Annotated in this window: 19 protein-coding genes and 1 pseudogene; 7 read left to right on the forward strand and 13 right to left on the reverse strand. The window is 61.7% G+C overall.

Going from position 1 to position 19831, the window contains the following annotated elements; translation table 11 throughout:
* Nucleotides 1-43 precede the first annotated feature (43 nt).
* The 9 genes from ACZ5WW_RS24450 to ACZ5WW_RS24490 form a co-directional block, all read right to left on the reverse strand.
* A complete protein-coding gene (locus ACZ5WW_RS24450) occupies nt 44-994 on the reverse strand; it encodes a type II secretion system minor pseudopilin (protein ID WP_377163892.1) in 951 nt (316 codons plus the stop codon).
* Nucleotides 991-1977, reverse strand: a complete 987-nt coding sequence (locus tag ACZ5WW_RS24455) for a PulJ/GspJ family protein (RefSeq protein WP_377163894.1) — start codon at nt 1975-1977, stop codon at nt 991-993. The genes ACZ5WW_RS24450 and ACZ5WW_RS24455 overlap by 4 nt, the downstream gene beginning before the upstream one ends.
* Nucleotides 1952-2365: a type IV pilus modification PilV family protein gene (locus ACZ5WW_RS24460; RefSeq protein WP_377163896.1), complete on the reverse strand. Its 414-nt coding sequence runs from the start codon at nt 2363-2365 to the stop codon at nt 1952-1954. Before ACZ5WW_RS24460 ends, ACZ5WW_RS24455 begins: the two co-directional genes overlap by 26 nt.
* Nucleotides 2362-3069 carry a pilus assembly FimT family protein gene (locus ACZ5WW_RS24465; protein ID WP_377163898.1) on the reverse strand — a complete coding sequence of 236 codons (708 nt, stop codon included), beginning with the start codon at nt 3067-3069 and terminating at the stop codon, nt 2362-2364. Before ACZ5WW_RS24465 ends, ACZ5WW_RS24460 begins: the two co-directional genes overlap by 4 nt.
* Nucleotides 3070-3093: 24 nt before the next feature.
* A complete protein-coding gene (gene gspG, locus ACZ5WW_RS24470) occupies nt 3094-3546 on the reverse strand; it encodes a type II secretion system major pseudopilin GspG (RefSeq protein ID WP_377163900.1) in 453 nt (150 codons plus the stop codon).
* 66 nt (nt 3547-3612) lie between these two features.
* Entirely contained in the window at nt 3613-4842 is a 1230-nt protein-coding gene (locus ACZ5WW_RS24475; protein ID WP_377163902.1) for a type II secretion system F family protein, read from the reverse strand.
* 5 nt (nt 4843-4847) lie between these two features.
* A complete protein-coding gene (locus tag ACZ5WW_RS24480; protein WP_377163904.1) occupies nt 4848-5144 on the reverse strand; it encodes a type II toxin-antitoxin system RelE/ParE family toxin in 297 nt (98 codons plus the stop codon).
* On the reverse strand, nt 5141-5380 hold the full coding sequence (locus ACZ5WW_RS24485; protein ID WP_377163906.1) for an addiction module protein: 240 nt from the start codon (nt 5378-5380) through the stop codon (nt 5141-5143). Before ACZ5WW_RS24485 ends, ACZ5WW_RS24480 begins: the two co-directional genes overlap by 4 nt.
* 40 nt (nt 5381-5420) lie before the next feature.
* The gene (locus ACZ5WW_RS24490; RefSeq protein ID WP_377163908.1) at nt 5421-7118 is read right to left on the reverse strand and encodes a GspE/PulE family protein; all 1698 of its coding nucleotides are present in this window, start codon (nt 7116-7118) and stop codon (nt 5421-5423) included.
* A 113-nt stretch (nt 7119-7231) separates the two neighbouring features.
* Here ACZ5WW_RS24490 and ACZ5WW_RS24495 point away from each other — a divergent pair, with 113 nt between their 5' ends.
* From ACZ5WW_RS24495 to ACZ5WW_RS24515, 5 genes are all read left to right on the forward strand, one after another.
* Nucleotides 7232-7855 (forward strand): L,D-transpeptidase, encoded by a 624-nt coding sequence (locus ACZ5WW_RS24495; RefSeq protein WP_377163910.1) that lies wholly within the window; start codon nt 7232-7234, stop codon nt 7853-7855.
* Nucleotides 7856-7878: 23 nt separating this feature from the next.
* Nucleotides 7879-9117, forward strand: coding sequence for a 4-hydroxy-3-methylbut-2-enyl diphosphate reductase (locus ACZ5WW_RS24500; protein ID WP_377163912.1), 1239 nt, complete (start codon nt 7879-7881; stop codon nt 9115-9117).
* A 1-nt stretch (nt 9118) separates the two neighbouring features.
* Nucleotides 9119-9544, forward strand: coding sequence for an acyl-CoA thioesterase (locus ACZ5WW_RS24505; protein ID WP_377163914.1), 426 nt, complete (start codon nt 9119-9121; stop codon nt 9542-9544).
* Nucleotides 9545-9897: 353 nt separating this feature from the next.
* Nucleotides 9898-11424 carry a formylglycine-generating enzyme family protein gene (locus tag ACZ5WW_RS24510; RefSeq protein ID WP_464694197.1) on the forward strand — a complete coding sequence of 509 codons (1527 nt, stop codon included), beginning with the start codon at nt 9898-9900 and terminating at the stop codon, nt 11422-11424.
* Between the two features lie 218 nt (nt 11425-11642).
* On the forward strand, nt 11643-12752 hold the full coding sequence (locus ACZ5WW_RS24515; protein WP_377163918.1) for a transposase: 1110 nt from the start codon (nt 11643-11645) through the stop codon (nt 12750-12752).
* A 99-nt stretch (nt 12753-12851) separates the two neighbouring features.
* On the opposite strand, the gene ACZ5WW_RS24520 is transcribed toward ACZ5WW_RS24515, so the two are convergent.
* The 4 genes from ACZ5WW_RS24520 to ACZ5WW_RS24535 form a co-directional block, all read right to left on the reverse strand.
* On the reverse strand, nt 12852-15443 hold the full coding sequence (locus tag ACZ5WW_RS24520; protein WP_377163920.1) for a DNA topoisomerase III: 2592 nt from the start codon (nt 15441-15443) through the stop codon (nt 12852-12854).
* Nucleotides 15444-15738: 295 nt separating this feature from the next.
* Nucleotides 15739-16206, reverse strand: coding sequence for a tetratricopeptide repeat protein (locus tag ACZ5WW_RS24525; RefSeq protein WP_377163922.1), 468 nt, complete (start codon nt 16204-16206; stop codon nt 15739-15741).
* Nucleotides 16207-16380: 174 nt separating this feature from the next.
* Nucleotides 16381-17760 (reverse strand): UDP-glucose 6-dehydrogenase, encoded by a 1380-nt coding sequence (locus ACZ5WW_RS24530; protein WP_377163924.1) that lies wholly within the window; start codon nt 17758-17760, stop codon nt 16381-16383.
* A 22-nt stretch (nt 17761-17782) separates the two neighbouring features.
* Nucleotides 17783-18778 (reverse strand): UDP-glucuronic acid decarboxylase family protein, encoded by a 996-nt coding sequence (locus tag ACZ5WW_RS24535; protein ID WP_377163926.1) that lies wholly within the window; start codon nt 18776-18778, stop codon nt 17783-17785.
* A gap of 324 nt (nt 18779-19102) precedes the next feature.
* Between ACZ5WW_RS24535 and ACZ5WW_RS24540 the strand changes: the two genes are divergently transcribed.
* Nucleotides 19103-19465: a hypothetical protein gene (locus tag ACZ5WW_RS24540; protein ID WP_377163930.1), complete on the forward strand. Its 363-nt coding sequence runs from the start codon at nt 19103-19105 to the stop codon at nt 19463-19465.
* Between the two features lie 90 nt (nt 19466-19555).
* Nucleotides 19556-19830, forward strand: a pseudogene (locus ACZ5WW_RS24545) (sugar transferase).
* The last annotated feature ends 1 nt before the right edge of the window (nt 19831 follow it).

Genomic DNA, 19831 nt, shown 5'->3' on the forward strand with positions numbered 1-19831 from the left:
ACGAATATCGAATGTCGGGTGATGCTTGGATTGTCGAGTTTTTTTACTCCTCGATCCGCCCGAGGTAGGTCACCGCTCCCGTCGTCTGATCACGGCGGGTCACCAGGGTGATCTTGGAGCGCTTCGTCCCCACCCACCCGATGCTCGTGATGCGCCTCAGCGTCGTGTCGCTGTCATTCACGATGCCGCTCACCGCATTCAGCCGGTCCCCGTTCAGCCCCAGAATCTGGTAGGCCTCCGGCGCGCGGATCCGGCGGTCATCCTCCGTGCCTGGAATGCCGTCCCCGCCGTCACGCTCGGTGATGAAGCGCTGCACATCGTTTTCAGACGCCCCCGTGATGGCCAGCAGCACATCCTTGAAAACCGTCCGCAGGTCGATCTGCCCCTCTCCGTAGATGCTGAAAAAGTTCCGCCAGTCCGGCTTCTTGCGGTCCACCGCGTCCATCCCGCGCACCAGGATCATTTCCTCCACCCGGATGAAGCCCTGGTTGCGCGGCGCGTCGTAGATGCCCAGGCTCTTGTAATACTCCGCCTCCGCACCGTTCGCACGCTGCGTGCTGTCATTGTCCACCCAGTCTGCCAGAGAGTCCGCCGCCACCCCCGCGTCCTCCGCATTCAGCTGCCAGTAAATGAAAAGGTTGTAGATCGCCTCCCTCAGCCGCTCGTCCGTGATGTAGTTGATCGGGATCCGCGCTCCCTCGTAGTTGATCACCACGTCAAACCCGCTGTCAGGCCCCACTTTCTGCTTCATCACGATGTCACCCCTCCGCGTGCTGGGGTTCAGGCCCACTGCGATGCCGCTCTCCGCCAGATGCAGCGCCCGGAAATCATAAGCCGCCTGCTTGGATTCCTCGGCGCTGTAGCTGATGTACTCCACCACGCCCATGATCGTCACAGACATGAGCAGGATCGCCCAGATCATCAGCATGAGCGCAGAGCCCCGCGCACTGGCTGCAGGCTTTCTGCGGTCAAAAGATGGAGGGTAGGTCTTCATGGGCCGGGAGGTGCACCTCCACCACCGCCGCCGCCGGGAGGTCCGCCACCTGGGAAGCCACCTCCGGGAGGTCCGCCGCCAGGAAATCCGCCACCGCCAGGTCCCCCGGGCCCGCCTGGGCCTCCAGGTCCCCCGGGGCCGCCACGACCTCCGCCTCCAGGTCCGCCCGGCCCACCGGGGCCACCACGTCCGCCACCTTGGCCTCCCTGTCCGTTGGTGTTCCCCCCGCCGCCCTGCTGGTTGTTGTTATTGTTGCCGTTGTTGTTGTTCGTGTTGGACGGCGCACGGCCTGCCACCAGGTTCAGCACAGGCAGGCTGAAGACCATCCGCACCGGCAGCGTCCGGTTTTTCATCACCAGTTGGCCCTCGATGAGGTCCGGCCATTTCGACTTGCTCCATTCCTCATACCACGTCTCCTCCTTCTCGACGTAAAACCTCCACTTGAACGACACCACGTCCGGCAGCAGCGGCATCCAGTACCGCCCCTCCGTGTCCGGCGCATAGATCCCCGTCGTGGACTGCTGGATGCCCGACTTCAGGTCCTCTGTCTTCGGGATCAGATCCTCGCGCGAAAGGCTCAGGTAGTTCAGCGGCTTCTGGTTGTCGTCCACCACCGCTTCCGGGTACGGGCGCAGGCTCAGGATCGTGTCCTTCGAGGTGATCGGGTTGCCTCCAAACGGAAAGCAGTCCGGAGAGCCCGCGATCGTCAGCTCCTGGATCACCGGCTCCGTGCCCTGCGTGATTTTCAGCGTCAGCGTGGCCGTGCTCGGCAGCGTCGCAAACGTCCGCCGGCACAGCTCAATGTACCGGTTCATCGAGTCGCTCTCACGCTGCGTGCGCTCGATCTCCGTCGTCGCCAGCATCGAGCCCCGGATCACCGCAAACAGCGTCGCCGTGATCATCGACAGGATCGTGATTCCGATCACCACCTCGATCAGTGTGAAGCCGCCGCTTCGTCTAGGACTGCGCTGGCTTGTAAACATAGACCTCCAGAGTGTCCTCCTGCGCCACCCCGTCGAATGACGAGGTCGCATGGATGGTGAGTTTGTACATGTCGCTCAAGACGCCGCCGTTCGTCGTCTTCAGCGAAAGCGCTTCCGTGCTGCTTGTGTAAGTGATCCCAAACGTCGTGTCCGTGATCGTTGTGCTCATCTTGGCCAGCGGTTTGTTCCTCAGCTCTTCAAACACATTGCGCATCCCGATCCGGATGAGCTGGTCCCTCCTCAGCAGGTTCGCCGTCTGCAGCGTCATGTTCAGCGCCTTCACAAGCCCCAGTACCGCGATCGAAAAAATCGTCAGCGCCAGCACCAGCTCAAACAGGATAAAGCCCCGCCAAGCCGGGCGTCGTCTGGCATGGAGATTCGCTTTCATCGCAGGTCCACGGTCTCCTTCACAATGTCTGCAGTCAGCGCCGCAAACTCCACGTCAAACGTCGAGGCCGGGCCTTCCACATGGACCTTCAGCGGCTGGCACACCCCGCTGGGCTGAAACACCCACAGCTTCACCGCTTCTCCCTCGATCGTGGTCGGTTCCGCATCATACCAGTGCTGGATCGTGTACTTCACCTCCTGCGGCAGTTTGTACTCTTCAGACCAGTGCTCGTCATACTTCGGCGGCGGCGGCGCGATCGGCAGGTCCGTCGTCTTGTTCGAGCCGCCTCCGCTGTCGATGTCTGTTTTCTCACCCTCCTGCATCGTGCTTTGCACCGCAGGGGCCTCTTCGCCGGATTCGAGAAATTCGTTCAGCTGCTCCAGCTGCAGGTAGGGGTTGAAATACCGCGATGCGGTAAACCCTGTGGCATGAAAAGCCACCTGGTAGGGCCGCTTCTCCTGCATCGCTCGCAGCCGCGCCTCACGCGCCAGCTTCAGCAGCGCCGTCACGGGCTCGCGCGCCACACGCTCCTCCTGAAAGCCCTTCAGCATCGGCATCGACGCCGCGGCCAGCACGGCCACAATAGTCAGCGCGATGACGATCTCCACCAGCGTAAATCCCCGCGCGCAGGCCTCCGCCCGCTGCCGGATGAGGCCGCCCTGACATGCGGTGAGGCTCTCACCCACGTCATGGCAGCTCTTCATGCTACGGCATGCAGGTTTCATGGCTTACTTGGCCGCAGCTTTCTTCCAGTTGCCGATGTCGTCGTCCGTGCCGTCGGCACCGTCCGGCCCCACCGTCCACAGGTCATACGACTTCTTCGACTTCTGCGCCGGGAAGCGGTACTTGTACGGCTGGCCCCAGGGGTCTTTCGGCAGCTCTTCCATGAAGGGGCGGTAGTTCTCAGGCTTCGGCTCCAGCGTCGGCATTTCCACCAGCGCCTCCAGTCCCTGTTCTGTGGTCGGCACCCGCAGCGCCCGCCCTTCATAGGACTGCAGCGCCAGCGCTATTTTGTCCATGTCCGCGCTCACACGCGAGTCCTTCGCCGTGTCGATCAGGCTGGAATACATCATCATCGAGCCACCCGCCAGGATCGCGATGATGGTCAGCGTGATCACGATTTCGATCAGCGTGAAGGCGGCGGCGGTGCGTGCTTGGGTGCGAGGTGTTTGGATTTTCATGATGGTTCGGATTGAACAGGTTTTTTGCAGTTATGAACAGAAAGAAATACGGTTGGTTGCGCCATCTTAGCCGCTGCTGCGGATGCCCGTGACGCTCTGGGCGATCGCCGCCACAATCGAGTATGCCACCGTGCCCACCATCACCGCCATGACGATCAGAATGACCGGCGTAATCATCGATGTCATGCGTTTGATCCGCTTGTCCAGCTCCTTGTCGTAGCGGATCGCGCATTTTTCCATCGACTTGCCCAGCTGTCCGGTCTGCTCTCCCACCGCGATCATGTCCGCCAGCAGCAGCGGAAAGCTCCCCACCTTGCGCAGCGCATTCGAAAGCGGCGCCCCTTCGGACACCAGCGTGGTCACCTTCGCCAGCAGAGACTGGATGAACACATTGGCCGAGATCTTTGACACCAGCCGGATGCTGTTGAGCAGCGGCACCCCGTTGGTGATCAGGCTGCCCAGCGAATGCGCAAATTGCGCGTAAAAGCGCATGCTCATGATCGGGCCAAACAGCGGCAGGTTCAGCTTCGTCCCGTCCCACCACATCCGCCCCGCCGGGCTGGAGATGTAGCCGCGGAAAGTCAGCACGGCGGCGGTCAAAATAATGCCGATCACCCACCACCACTGCCCCATGAAGTGGTTGAAGCTGATCAGCAGCTGCGTCGCCGCCGGCAGCTTCTGCCCGTTCTTGCCCATCAGGTCCATGATCTGCGGCACCATGAATGTCATGAACACCACCATCAGCACCACGCACGCGCCGATCAGGAACGCCGGGTAGATCATCGCCTGCGTCACCTTCGACTGCAGCTCCGCCATCACCGCCAGGTTGTTCGCCAGCCGGCGCAGGATGCTCGGCAGCGATCCGCTCACCTCGCCCGCCGCTGCCAGGTTGCAGTACAAATCATCAAAGCTTGGAGACGCCTTCCTCAGCGCCTTCGCCACAGACGAGCCCTCCCGCAGCTCATTGCGCATCGTCGCGGAGATCTGCCTCAGCACCCCCGACTCCTGCCGCTCCTGCATCACCCGAAACGCCTGGTCAATTTGCAGCCCCCCGTCCAGCAGATCCGCCAGCTCCTCGGTGAAAAGGATCAGCTGCGCGCGCTTCAGCTTCACAGGTCCCGCATCCACCTCAGCCTTCGCCTTCGCCGCCCCCGCCTTCTCCTCCTGCGTCACCTTCACAGGCGTCAGCGCCTGCGACTCGATCTTCCGAAACGCCTCCGCACGCGATCCCACCGTGATCGAGCCGGTGATCGTCTGTCCGGTGGCGGTAAGGGCGGTGTAGTTGAAGGCGGGCATGGGTATCAGCGCTGGCGAAGAATTTTGCGGATTAGCTTGGGGTCGCGACGGCTGTCGAGGATGGCGGCTATCTGAACGGTGTCGTCCTCGATCCGGTAATAGACACCGTGTGGGAAACGTCTGGAGGCGTAAAAGTAAAAGCCAAAGCGCTGACGATGAACTCCGCCAAAGCCGCCCAGAGTTTGAAGCTCTGCTTGCATTTTGTCGAGGAAGTGCCAGCCGGCTCCAGGCTCGTCCTCCTCGTAAAAGTGAAAGCTGTCACGCAGGTCTTGTTTGGCATCTTCTTCGAGGGTGACATTCATGCCAGCTCTTTCCGCAAATCATCAAATGCCTGGTCCAGATCATGCCAGACCGCTTTGCCACTTTTGATTTTTTCGAGGCGTTCACGAAGAACGTTTTCATGCCATGCCGGTGGCTCGATCTCCTCTGCGTGATCTTTGACCACATCCTGCCATAGAAGCTGGAAAGCCTGCCATTTCTGGTCGGCCGTGAGCTGTTTGAGCAGTGAGGCTACAGGTGGATTGTCTTCGAGAATCATGGAGGGAGAATACAGAATTTGGAGTGGTTTGGCAACACTGCTACTCCGTCGCTGCCGTCACGGTCATCACCTCCTCGATCGTCGTCACCCCTTCCGACGCCTTGCGGAAGCCATACTGCCTCATCGGCACCATGCCGTCTTTCAGCGCCTGCGCCTTGAGTTCCATGGTGTCGGCCCGTTTGTTGATCTTGTCCTGCAGGGCTTCCGTCATCAGGCAGATTTCCATGATCGCCAGACGTCCGGAGAAACCCGTGTTGCGGCACGCACGGCAGCCCACAGGTTGAAACAGCTTGTCCTTCCATTCCAGCGGGAAGCCAATGCTGCGCAGGTGGCTTTCCTCATGGTGCGCCGGCTGCTTGCACAATCCGCACAGCGTACGCACCAGCCGCTGGGCCTGGAAGGCGCGCACCGAAGACGAAATCATGAACGGCTCGATCCCCATGTCGATCAGACGGGAAATGCCGCTGACGGCGTCGTTCGTATGCAGCGTGGAGAACACAAGGTGGCCCGTGAGCGCGCCGCGGATGGCGATCTCCACCGTCTCCTGGTCGCGCATTTCCCCCACCATGATCACGTTCGGGTCGCCGCGCAGAATGCTCCGCAGCCCGGCCGCAAACGTCAGGTCGATCTCCGGCTTCACCGCGATCTGGATGATCCCGTCCAGCTTGTTTTCCACCGGGTCCTCGATCGTCACGATCCGGCGCTCCTTCGTGTTCAGCTCCTTCAGGAACGTGTACAGCGTGGACGATTTGCCAGAACCCGTGGGCCCCGTCACCAGGATGATCCCGTTCGGCGCCGCCAGCAGCTTGCGGATCGTCGCCTCCGTCGCCGGGTCCAGCCCGATGGCCTGCAGGTCAAACTTTTTGCGCGTCAGCAGTCGCAGCGCCACAGACTCCCCGTTCACGCTCGGGATCGTCGCCACACGCACGTCGATCGGCTCGCCATCCAGCTCCAGATTGATGCGTCCGTCCTGCGGCAGCCGCCGCTCGGCGATGTCCAGATGCGCCATGATCTTCAGGCGCGAAATCAGCGACGCCTGCAGCAGCCGCATGTTCGGCGGCACCGGCACCTCCAGCAGCTTGCCGTCCACACGGTAGCGTATGCGCAGGTCGCGCTCCAGCGGCTCCACATGAATGTCCGTGGCACGCTCCTTCAGCGCCTCACGGAAGATCTGGTTCACAAAGTTCAGCACCGTGGCCTCCTCGTCCGCCTCGTCCAGCACCGTCGTCTCCTGCTTCAGGTCATCGTGCTCGTCACCGCCCTCCCGGCCCTCCAGCAGCTCCTCAAAGTTTTCCGCACCCACGCCGTAGCCCTGGTGCAGCGCCTCCAGGATGCGGTGCCGCGGGGCGATCTGCCAGTGCACCCGTTTCCTCAGCTCCTGGCCCACCGCCTGCCTCGCGCTCAGGTCAAAGGGGTTGTACGTCAGGATCGTCGCCTCGCCATTCGCCACATGCAGCGGGCAGATGCGGTGTCTCAGCGCCAGCTTCGCAGGGAAGTTGTTCCTCAGCCCCTCCGCAGCATCTCCGGCACCATCCTCCGCATACGGCATGCCCAGGCCAGACGCCAGCTGGGCAAAGAACTTGTCTTCATCCACCATGCTGCTGTCCACCACCGCGTCCATCAGCGGCTGTCGGTTGTCAGAGGCCACTTCCAGGGCGTGGCGCAGCCGTGTGGGCTCCTCGCACCCGGCGCTGGCGGCCGTGCGTACGAGGACATCGATCAGGGTAGGGGAGGGCATGTGGGGCGATACAACGCCGCAACGTGGACAAAGTTTCGCTTTCTATGCAAGCGGATCATCCACAAAGAAAAACGGTGGAGCAGGGGCGATCGTGTGCTAAATGCCCACCCTCTATGAATTCCAATCTCATCGTCCTCCGCCGCTCCCTCAAGGCGCTTGCCTTTGCTGGACTCGCCCTGGCCCTCAGCAACTGCGCCACCGCCAAGAAAGGCAACTACTCCCTCAATTTTGATCCTCCTGCCAAGGCCGTCAAAAACCCTGCCAACGTCCGCGTCAAGCTCAGCACCGGCGCCCAGCGCGTCTACGTCATGGAAGGCAACGAAGTCCTCCTCGCCACCCCGTGCTCCGTCGGCACCGCCAGCAGCCCGACGCCCACCGGCAATTTCACCATCTACAGCAAGGTGGCCAACCGCCGTCGTGCCAGCAGCCCCGGCGCTGGCTATCCGATGACCTTCTGGATGGAGTTCAAGTCCGCCTACGGCATGCACTGGGGCTGGGTCAAGCCCTACCCCTGCACCCACGGCTGCGTCCGTCTCCCCATCAAGTCCGCCCAGAAGATCTTCAGCATGGTCCGCTCCGGCACCCCGCTCAACATCGCCTCCTCACAGCCCGAAGACGCCACCATCGGCAAGACCCTCCCCGTTCTCGATGACAGCAGCCTCGCCGACCCGCCTGACTCCTACATGATGAGCAACAAGGTCTTTGAAGACGCCGCCAAAGGCAAGATGTACTACTGATCCACCCCACCCCATCTCATCTCATGTCTGCACCTGCTCCAGCCGCCCGTCGTGTGAACGTTCGCACCCCGGAGGTCATGGAGCGCGTGCAGGCCGAGGTGGAGACCCACTACCGCAGTCACATCGTCGAGCAGATTCGCGCCAAAGGCAGCGTCGTCCAGATCGGAAACACCACCATCCGCCTCGCCCGTGACTTCGGCTTCTGCTACGGTGTCGAGCGCGCCATCGACCTCGCCTACGCCGCCCGCAAAGTCTTCGCCGACCGCCGCGTCTTCCTCCTCGGAGAGATCATCCACAATCAGGAGGTCAACCGCCAGCTCACGGAAATGGGCGTCGTCAGCATCCCCAATGCCGAGCATGAGGCCACCGTCGCCACCCTGACGCCGGAGGACGTCGTCATCGTCCCCGCCTTCGGTGCCGAAACCCGCCTCATGAAGCTCATCGCCGCCCGCGGCTGCATGGTCGTGGACACCACCTGTGGCGACGTCATGAGCGTCTGGAAGCGCGTCCGCCAGTACGCCAAAACCGGCTACACCTCCATCATTCACGGCAAGGCCAGCCACGAGGAAACACGCGCCACCTCCTCCCGCGCCATGGGAGACGACGGCATGGGCAACTACCTCGTCGTCCTCACCCTCTCAGACGTTGACTACGTCTGCGACTACATCCGCAACGGCGGTGACAAAGAGGCCTTCCTGAAGCGCTTTCCCGCCGGCGCTCATTCCGACGGTTTCGATCCCGATCTCCACCTCACCCGCATCGGCGTCGCCAATCAGACCACCATGCTCAAGTCAGAGACCGAGGAAGTCCAGCGCCGCCTCCGCCAGGCCGTGCTCGACCGCCATGGCCCCGAGGCTGGCGTCACTAATTTTCAGGTCTTCGACACCATCTGCGGCGCCACCCAGGAGCGTCAGGACTCCCTCTTCGGTCTGCTCAAGCAGCCTCTCGATGTCTTGCTCGTCGTCGGCGGCTACAACAGCTCCAACACCACCCACCTCGTCGAAATCGGCGAGCAGCGGCTCCCCACCTTCTTCATCCGCACCGCCGACTGCCTCAAATCCCTCGAGCAGATCGTCCACTTTGACCTTCATCTCAAAGCAGAAAAGGAAAGCTACTCCGACAAGCTCGCCGGAGACGGCCCCGTCACCGTCGGCATCACCGCCGGTGCCTCCTGCCCCAACAATCTCATCGAGGACACCGTCCTCCGTGTCTTTGGTCTGCGCGGAATCGACGAGGCCGCCGTCCGCGCCGCATTGAACTGACATGCAGGAAACACCGACCATCGAAACCCGCGAAGAAGTCATGTTCTTCGACACCGACTGCGGCGGCGTCGTCCACAACATCGCCTACCTCCGCATGATCGAGACCGCCCGCACCCGACTCGCCGGCCTCATGGGCATGAAGCTCCGGGAGATGGCCCACACCCATCTTTTCCCCGTCGTCGTCCGCACTGAGATCGACTACAAAAAGCCCGCCAAGCTCGGCGATGAGCTCATCATCCACGGCCGCCTCGAAACCGTCGAGCGCGTCCGCTTCTGGTGCTCCTTTGAAATGCGCCGTGCCGAAGACCACGCCCTCCTCATCACCTGCCGCCAGTCCCTTGCCCTCGTCCAGATGCCCGAAGGCCGCCCCGTCCGCCTCCCCGAAGACTGGAAAGTCAAATACGCCCACCTCGCCAAAGAAAAGTAGCGCAGTTGCGCCGCAAATCGCATCTCCGTGAAATGAGCTGCCAGCCCATCCGTCGGCGAGCGTGCGGCAAAAAAACACCGGCATGCGAATCTATTCGTAGTCGGGCGCTTGGGCGAAGGAAGCTGCATGGCGCAGGAAACCGCTGTGCTCTAAATCTGCCAGTCTACTGGCTGTGAAGGCACCCAATCCACTGTTTCACAAAAAATGGGAATAAGGCATTCTCCACCCCTCCATGCCGGGCATTGATTGCAAACGTTTGTGATCACGCGTGCACTGCCAAAGAACTTTGACTACGTGCTGGGATTCGGTTCTGTGTCCGGATGAGCCTTTTCCCGTTTCGGCCGCGCCGCGCCGTGATCGCCAGCTTGGCACTTGCCCTGACATGCAGCCTGCACGCCGCCGAGCCAGCCCTGCCTGTGGAGGCGCAGCAGCGGCTGGAGTCGCTGAAGGCCGGCTATGAATCCTTTGTGCTCAAGAGCGTGACGATTCCTTATGAGGAGGGGATCAAGGCGCTGAATGCCCGGGTGAAGCCCGCGCTGGAGCGCGAGAGTGCAGCCGCCGCCAAGCGCAAGGACCTGGACGCTCTGGTGAGGATCAAGGCCGACATCGAGCGCACGGACCAGGGGCTGCTGCTCACCGATGCAGAGGCTCCGCCGCCGGAGTCCCTCAAGAACATCTACGCCGCCTACAAGATTGAGGCCGCCAAGCTCCGGTCCACACGAAAGCTTTCGCTGACAGACGCCCGCCAGCGCTACGACAAAGGGCTGGCGCAGGTGCAGGATGAGCTTACCACGGCGCAGAATGTGGACGGCGCGCTGCATGTGAAGCAGCTCCGCGAAAGCCTGGCAAATGCAGGCGATGATGTGGCTGCCACACGTGGCGCGGCAGCGGCGGCGCCCCTGGACGGCCCCTACACCAACAGCCTCGGCATGAAGTTCGTCCCGGTGCCGGGCACAACCGTCCTCATGTGCATCCACGAGACACGCCGGGGAGACTATGCCAGCTATGCGAGCGCCTCGGCAGATGCAGGCAGCTCGTGGAAAGCGGTTTCGTTTGAAAGTGTCTCCCTGAGCGCCGATGACAGCGAGCCGGTGACGATGGTGTCGTGGGACGAAGCAGTGGGCTTTTGCGACTGGCTTTCCAAGAAGGAGGGTCGCACGTATCGCCTGCCCACCGATGAGGAATGGAGCACCGCTGTGGGGCTGGCGGGCAAGGAGCCAAAAGCTGGCCCGCCTGCCGCCAAGGGCAAAGCCGCTGACAAAGTCTTCCCTTGGGGCGCGTCACTGCCACCGCCCAACGGCTCCGGAAACTACGCTGATGCGGCCTTCACGGCAAAATTTCCCAAGCACTTCTTCTTTCAGGGCAGCTCAGACGGCTTTGCCACGACGGCCCCTGTGATGACATTTCAGGCCAACAGCCAGGGCATCCATGACCTGGGCGGCAACGTCTGGGAGTGGTGCTCAGACTGGATCGACGATGCCAAGGAGCGCCGCGTGGCACGCGGTGGCTCCTGGTACGGCTATGAGGCGGATGATGCGCTCTCCGGCAATCGCGGAGGCATCCCGCCCGCCCAGCGCCGCCCGTACTACGGTTTTCGCTGCGTCCTGCAGTCCACAGACACCGCCGGAAAGCCTGATGCGGAGGACGCGCTGGTCGGCCGCTGGGTCTTCAAAGTGGGAGATTTCGCCATGGACAAAGAGCTCCTCAGCAACGGCAGCGTGATCTCAGGCAATATTCCGGGGAAATGGAAAGTCACCGGAAAGCTCCTGCGCATTGACTACTCCAACGGAGCCTGGGCGGAGTTTGACCTGCCCGCTAAAAACGGCCGCATGAAAGGCCGCAGCAACAAAAACGAGGATCTGACCGCCGAGAAAAAGTAGCTCTCTTTGGAACCCATCAATCGCATGACCGCCCCTTTTTTGTCCAACTTGCGTCCATGAAGACCGGACAATCTCCTCAGTCCCAACACCTCCCGCTTGAGGTGCAGCTCGTCGGTGTGAATGCCAAAACCGGCCTCTACCCTGCTGCGCGTTCCTGATCCGGCGGACGTAGGCGTATCCTTGGCAACGGGCCGCTGGAGCCCTACTGCTACCACGTCATGTCTCGCACCTGCGGCGGCGAAATCTGGTTCGATGATGTCGAAAAAGAAGCCCTCCGTCGCATCATCTGGCGCATGGCGGAGTTCTCCGGCATCAAGATCGTCACCTACTGCCTCATGGGCAATCACTTCCACCTCCTCGCCGAGGTGCTCCATCGCCCCACCTGGCTCCAGCGCTTCGATGGCCTACATGGCGAATACAAGCTCTTCGATCACCTCAGCATCCTCTACAGCAAAACCTACCTCAGCCTGCTACGCGATGAGCTGGCGGATTTCCGCTCGCGCGGCATGGCCGTACTGGCAGAGCAGAAGCTGGAGACGCTCAAAAAGTGCTTCTGCGATCTCTTCCTCTTCGTAAAGGAAATCAAAGAATGCTTCAGCCGCTGGTTCAACAAACGCCGCAGCCGTCGCGGCACCCTGTGGATGGACCGCTTCAAAAGCGTGCTCGTCGAAGGCAAAGACGAGCCGCTGCGCACCATGGCCACCTACATCAGCCTCAATCCCGTGCGTGCCGGTCTCGTCCAAGACCCGAAAGACTACCGCTGGTGCGGCTACGCCGAAGCCCTCGGCGGCAGCCGGCGTGCGCAGCGTGGCCTGTGCAAGGCTCAGGCCAAGCCAGTGGACGGCAGGCGCAGCGCGGGCGCTGCCGCAGCCTACCGCAGCCTGCTGCACGCGGAGGGGCGTGAGATCAAGGATGCGCAGAATGAAACAGTGGTGCAGCGCGGTGTGAGCGTGGAGTCTGCGCGTGCCGTGCTGGCGGAAAAAGGAAAGCTGAGCCCCGCGGAGCTAGTGCGCCTCCGGGTGCGTTACTTCACCGATGGCCTCGCACTGGGCAGCCGCGAGTTTGTGGAAAGCATCTTCGAATCCCAGCGCGAGCTTTTTGGCCCGAGGCGCAAAAACGGAGCGCGACGCCTCATCGAATCCAACGAACCCTTCTACACCCTGAGGCAACTGCGAGTCAGCGCAGTGGGGGGGAATTCTCACCCCTCCGGCTCTTACGCCGCAGGGCAGGGGAAGGCTTGTCATGCCATCAGAGAAGTAGACTGCAAATCGTGGAATCAGGCCAAGTCTAGAATCAGGGCCGGCATGCCCTCGTTGCACCCACCCTAGGCGCAGCCTTCTCCAGGCCGTTGCCACTTCGCCAGACTCCCATCGGCTGGATGGGAGTCCCAATTAGATTCGTTGCAGGCATTCCTGCCCGCATCACTCTCACCGCCCGCTCACCCCGGCAGGCTTCTTCGGCTTCTTCTCGGCCTTCGGCTTCGCTTCACGCGGCGGGAACTCCCAGCCCATGATGCGTTTTTCACCCGGCGTGCAAATCAGGAAGGTGCTGAAGGGGCGTCCCCGCTTGGAGATCATGCCCGTGATGAGCGAGGTCTTGCCGTTCTCAAAGAACTCACGCGCATTCTCTGGCGTGATGTCCTTCTGGCACAGCTTCTTGGGCAGTCGCGCGTTGCACTTGCTCGTCTCCGTGGCGTTGATCTTGCACTGGTACGCGTCAGACGTTTCGTAAATCTTCTCACCCTTGCGGCCTTTCTTCGCGCACACCGGGCAGTCCGTGATCACCGGGCACTCATCCCAGTTGATGCTGTCAGGATCGCTGCCGTCACCAAACACAAAGGCCACCTTCATGTCATCCTTGATCTGCAGCGCAGCGCTGAATTCCTTGCCCTTCTTGCTGCGGAAGCCCTCCAGCGGCCCCACAAATCGCTGCTCGATCAGCGTGCGAATCTCCTCATCGCTCAGCGTACGGCTGGCCACTGTCTTGAAGACGCGCACCTTGCACTTCGGATTTTTGCAGCCGTAAAATTCCTCCGTCTGCTTGTAGCCTTCCTTGCTGCCGCACACGCCGCAGGTGGCCTTGAATTCAGGAAACACCTTGTCCTTCGCCGCCTTCGAGTACGCCTTCGTCTTTTCCACCACCTGCTTCGTCAGGTGCCGGATGTCTCGCATGAAGCTTTCGCGGTCCAGCTCCCGGTGCTCCATCTGCCGCAGCTTGTATTCCCACTGGCCCGTCATCTCAGGCGAACTCAGCGCATCAATGCCGATCGCGCTGATCTGCTCGATGAGCGCCAGCCCCTTGGCCGTCACGTGGAAATCACGCTGCACACGTTCGATATACCGGTCCATGATCAGGCCTTCGATGATCGCCGCGCGCGTCGCAGGCGTGCCCAGTCCGCGCTCGCTCATCGCCTCTGCCAGCTCTTCATCTTCCACCAGCTTGCCGGCGCCTTCCATCATCGAAAGAATCGTCGCTTCCGTGTAGCGGGGCGGCGGCTTCGTCTGGTGCTCGTTCACCTCCACATCCAGAGTCTCCGCCTTGTCTCCCGTATTGGCGGCCACCAGCAGCTTGGCCGCGTCTTCGCCGCCTTCGGCAGCTTCTTCCGCAGCCTTCTTGCCATACACCGCCAGCCAGCCTGGCTCCTTCAGCACCTTGCCATTGCTCTGGAAGGCATCCTGGCCCACGCGCGTGATGCGCGTCGTCACTTCAAACTCGGCTGCAGGGAAAAACACCGCCACAAATCGCCGCGCCACCATGTCAAAGAGCTTCTGCTCCGCCTCCGGCAGCTCCTTCGGCGGGATCTGACCCGTCGGGATGATGGCAAAGTGATCGCTGACCTTGCTGCTGTCGAAAATGCGCTTGTTCGGCCGCACCCATTTGTTGTCCAGCGCCGTGGCCGCATGCGTGCCCAGCTCATGCGGCAGCGCGTCCTGCTTGCGGCTGTCATGGCTCGCAAACGTTTTGAGCGTGTCCGTCACCGTGCCGAGATAATCCTCCGGCAGATGACGTGAATCAGTACGCGGATAGGTCAGCACCTTGAACTTCTCATAAAGCGCCTGCGCGATTTGCAGCGTGCGCCGCGCGGAGAATCCAAAGCGGTTGCTCGCCTCACGCTGCAGGCTCGTCAGATCGTAGAGCAGGGGAGGCGCCTGCCGCGTCGGCTTGGTCACCTGCTCGATGACACCTGGCTTGCCCTTGCAGCGGTCTGCAATGGCCTGCGCCGTGCCCTCGTCCCACAGGCGTTCCGCCTTCTTGTGCTCGTCGTTCTCGTCCTTCTTGAAGCTCTCGTCGATCCATCGCCCCGCATACTGCCCGGCCTTCACTTCAAACAGCGCGATCGCCTCGAAATACGTGCGCGGCACAAACGCCGCGATGTCCCGCTCCCGCTGCGCCAGCACCGAAAGCGTCGGCGTCTGCACACGGCCCACCGGCGTCAGGCGAAAGCCCCCGTGCCGTGAATTCAGCGCCGTCAGCGCACGAGTGCCATTGATGCCCACCAGCCAGTCGCTCTCGCTTCGGCACTTCGCCGCGTCCGCCAGCGGCAGCATCTGCTCGTTCGTCCTCAGATGCTTGTACGCGTCCAGGATCGCACCCTGCGTCATCGACTGCATCCACAGCCGCTGCACCGGCTTCTTGCAGCCGCTCGCGTCCATGATGTAGCGAAAGATCAGCTCCCCCTCGCGCCCGGCGTCGCACGCATTGATCACCGTGTCGATGTCCTTGCGCTTCAGCAGCTTCGTCAGCAGCTTGTACCGGTCCGCGCTGCTCTCGATCGGATTCAGCTCAAACTGCTCCGGCATGATCGGCAGGCTTGTGAATCCCCACCCGATCTTCTTCCCGTCCACCATCGGCATCCCCAGTTCCAGCAGATGACCCACCGCAGAAGAAATCACATGCGTGTCATTCTCATACCAGTCCTTTTCTTTCACGAAGGGCTTCATGCCGGGGGCTTTGGCAAGTGCGCGGGCAAGGTCCGCTGCGACACTGGGCTTTTCGGCAATGATCAGGGCTTTGGGCATGTGCGTATGAACAGGTTGTATCGGTAAAAGGGCCTACTTAGGGCATGCTTTCACCCCGAATGTCAAGGTGCGCGCACTTTAGACCCCAAAAGGCTTACGCCGTTCAGCAGGCTTTAGACTGCCTTTCATGCCGCCGCCACCCATCCCCTCCATCCTCGTTTTCATCTCAAAAAAGCCCGGCCACCCGGCCGTGCCTCCTTCATTTTTCCCTCAGTTTACTGGACTGCCGCAGCCTTGCCCGTCGCATCCGCCAAGTACGTCAGCGAGGCAGAGCGGTGCTTCGCAGCCTGCTCCTTCATGCCCAGCTGGTCGCATACTTCTGCCGGTCTGCTGCCCCCGTCGTCAGCTCCTCGCAGTCCCCCAGAAAACCCATGATCAGGTCCTGGCTCTCCGGGCTGATCTGGATGCCCTGATCCAGCAGTTTCAGCGCCTCATCAAACTTCCTCTGCAGGCTAAGGCTCATCGCGATTGAAAACCTCACCTCCGGCCCGATCGCCGTGGCACTCTTCGCCATCTCGCGCAGTGCCGTCTCCATTTGCTTGGCAGATGCCACCGCCGCATCCTCCTGGCCGGAAAATTGCAGCGCCGTCGCCTTCATCAGCATCAGGTCAGGGCGCTTTTTCAGCTCCATCTTGTTCAGGTGCGTCAGCACCGCCTGCCACTGCCTCTGTCCTACCGCAAAGCGTGCCGCCAGCTCCTGCGCGTCCTGGCTCGTCGGGTCGCTCTGCAGCGCACGGTTGATGTGGTCATTCGCCGCCTGCACATCCGGCAGCCCGGTGTCTTTTCTTCTGGGTGGCGTGGGGTGCCCGAGGGAGCGGGGCTTTGTGCATGGGCACCTGGCTGAGGGGCTGGCATGCTACTTTAGAGTGACGCCTCCCAGGCAGGCTGCGGGTTGCCTGCCTGGGTGCGTGAAGGGCGTGCCTGGTGGCCGCCTCGGCTATGCGGCTGCTTCCTGGGGCAGGGGCTTGCCGATGCTGTAAACCTTGAAGCCGATCTGGCGGAGCTTTGCGTGGTCGAGCAGGCTGCGGCCGTCGAAAATCCAGGCGGGTTTGACCATGGAGTCGTAGATGGCTTCAAAGTCGAGGGTGCGGAACTCATCCCACTCGGTGAGCACGAGGAGTGCGTGGGCGCCGGCTGCGGCCTGGGCGGCGCTGGTGGCGAACTCGACATTGGGGCTGCCGCTTTCGATTTCGAGGTCTTTGCAGATCTGTGCGGAGCCGACCTTGGGGTCGTAGATGGAGAGACTGGCGCGCTCTTCGAGGAGGTCCTTGCAGACGTAGATGGCGGCGGATTCGCGGGTATCGTTGGTGTCCTTTTTGAAGGCGAAGCCGAGGACGCCGATGCGCTTGCCGGTGACGGTGTTGAAGAGGGTGCGGAGGACGCGTTCGGCGAAGCGGTGCTTCTGCCAGTCGTTCATGAGGATGACCTGGTCCCAGTAAGCGGCGACTTCAGGCAGGCCGAAGTGGCCGCAGAGATAGACGAGATTGAGCACGTCCTTCTGGAAGCAGGAGCCGCCGAAGCCGACAGAGGACTTGAGGAACTTGGGGCCGATGCGTGAGTCGGTGCCGATGGCGCGTGCGACTTCATCGACGTCTGCACCGGTCTTTTCGCAGAGGGCGGAGATGCTGTTGATGGAGGAGATGCGCTGCGCGAGGAAGGCGTTGGCGACGAGCTTGGAGAGCTCGGAGGACCAGAGGTTGGTGGTGAGGATGCGCTCACGGGGAACCCAGTTGGCATAGACGCTGACGAGGGTTTCGATGGCAGCGAGGCCGCCGAGGGTCTGCTCTCCGCCGATGAGGATGCGGTCCGGGCTGGTGAGGTCTGCGACGGCGGTGCCTTCGGCGAGGAACTCGGGGTTGGAGAGCACCTGGTGCTGCAGGCCTTTTTCGCTGGAGGCGAGGATGGTCTTGATGGCTTCTGCGGTGCGGACGGGGATGGTGCTTTTTTCGACGATGATCTTGGGGGCGTCTGCGACTTCGGCGATGGTGCGGGCGACGGCTTCAACGAAGCGGAGGTCGGCGGCCTTGTGGGCACCGACACCGAAGGTTTTGGTGGGGGTGTTGACGCTGACGAAGATGATGTCTGCGTCCCGGATGGCGGCTTTGACTTCGGTGGAGAAGAAGAGGTTTTTGCCACGTGAGCCCTGGACGAGATCATCGAGGCCGGGCTCATAGACGGGGAGGTCTGCGGAGTTCCAGGCGGCGATGCGCTCGGCATTGAGGTCCACGACATCGACGCGGATGTGAGGACATTTGGCGGCGATCATCGCCATGGTGGGGCCACCGACATAACCGGCGCCGATGCAGCAGATTCTCATAAGGGGATTGGAGGGGGGTAAATTAGTTGAGGGTGAGTTTTTTGAGAGGTGCTTTCATGGGGCGGGGCTGCTTGGCCGCCGGGCCTGCCAGAAGCTGGGCAAAGTAAGCAATGGTGCGGTCAAGACCTTCAGACAACGGGATTTTAGGCTCCCAGCCGAGGCGTTGCTTGGCGAGGGAGATGTCCGGCTGGCGCTGCTTGGGATCGTCTGCAGGGAGGGGGCGGAATACGATCTTGGACTTGCCGCCGACTTTCTGGAGGACGAGCTCTGCGAGCTCGAGCATGGTGAACTCCCCGGGGTTGCCGATGTTGACGGGGCCGGTGAAGTCGTCTGTTTCCATGAACTTGATGAAGCCGCTGATCAGATCATCGACATAGCAGAAGCTGCGGGTCTGCTGGCCGTCGCCGTAGATGGTGATGTCGTTGCCTTTGAGGGCCTGGACGATGAAGTTGGAGACGACGCGGCCATCGTCCGGGAGCATGCGGGGGCCGTAGGTGTTGAAGATGCGGACGACGCGGATGTCCACGCCGTTCTGGCGGTGGTAGTCGAAGAAAAGGGTCTCGGCGACGCGCTTGCCCTCATCATAGCAGGAGCGGGGGCCGATGGTGTTGACGTGGCCCCAGTAGCTTTCGGGCTGGGGGTGGACTTCGGGGTCGCCGTAGATTTCGGAGGTGGAGGCCTGGAAGACGCGGGCCTGGAGGCGGCGGGCGAGGCCGAGGACATTGATGGCGCCCAAGACGGAGGTCTTGATGGTCTTGATGGCGTTGTATTGGTAGTGGGGAGGGGAGGCGGGGCAGGCGAGGTTGTAGATCTGGTCCACCTCGACGCGGATGGGGTCTGTGATGTCGTGACGGATGAACTCAAAGTTGGGGTGATCGAGCAGGTGGGCGATGTTTTGCTTGCGCCCGGTGAAGAGGTTGTCTGCGCAGATGATTTCGTTTTCCTGCTCCAGCAGGCGTTCGCAGAGGTGAGAGCCGAGGAAACCGGCGCCGCCAGTGATGAGAATGCGTTTTTTCATGGGTTCGTGCTGGTGTGTGAAGTTTGAAAGGCGAAAAATGAGCAGGGAGCTATGGGAGAGGCCGAGGAGGCGGAATATGCATGATCGACCTTGGAGATACCAGAGTCAAAAGACAGCTTCATAATCAATGCGGGCATGCTGTAACGAGGGGGAGGTAATTTGATCATGCTACCGCCATTGGTTGAGACGCTGCTCCATCTTCCCTGTTTCTGAACTGCCATAAGCATCCGTTCCTGTTAGAAGAACTCCACTTTTTGACGGTTCAGATGTCGGTAAGGTGTGTCTTGGTTTACTTAAGCTCTCTGAATCTTGACCGGGGCATGGATGGGGAGAGACCGTGGGATCTTTACGTTTCCGATCATTCTCCGCAGACTTGCGCTTGCCACTGTGGCGCTGTGCCTCTGCGTGCTGCCGTGGGCGAATGTGAAGCTGCCGGTGGGCACGTATTTCCTGATCCCCTGGCTGGCGGGCAAGGCGTTTGCGTGCTGGCTGGTGGCGAGGGTGTGGGAAGGGCGGGGGCCGCGCGCACATGAGGTGGCGGTGTGGTGGCTGGTGTTTCTGAGCGGCGCCTACGGGTGTGTGATGACATGCTTTCCGAGGACGATGGCGGACCGTGCGACGGGGCCGATTTTGGAGCTGGAGGAGAAGTGGTGGCTGGCGTTTGGGACGATGGACAGGGAGGCCTAATGGCAGGCGCTGCTGTACATTTCAGCCGGGCTGATGAGGAAGCTGAGCATCGATGAGATGCCGCAGTTCCTGAACGTGCTGCTGGGAAACATGTCCGTGGTGGGCCCACGCCCGCACATGGCGGAGCATGACGTACTGTTTGCGATGGAGTGCAGCCAGTATGCGCTGCGCCACACGGTGAAGCCGGGGGGAAGGGGCTGGCCCAGGTGCGCGGACATCGCGGCCCGGTGGATGATGCCAGCGAGATCAAGCACCGCGTGACCTCGGACATCGAGTACTGCCAGAACTGGTCTTTCTCCCTGGATCTGGCGATCATCGCCCGGACCTTCCTGCATGTGTTCTCCTTCCACGCCAAGTCCTGCTGAG

This window comes from Prosthecobacter fluviatilis (assembly GCF_055388355.1).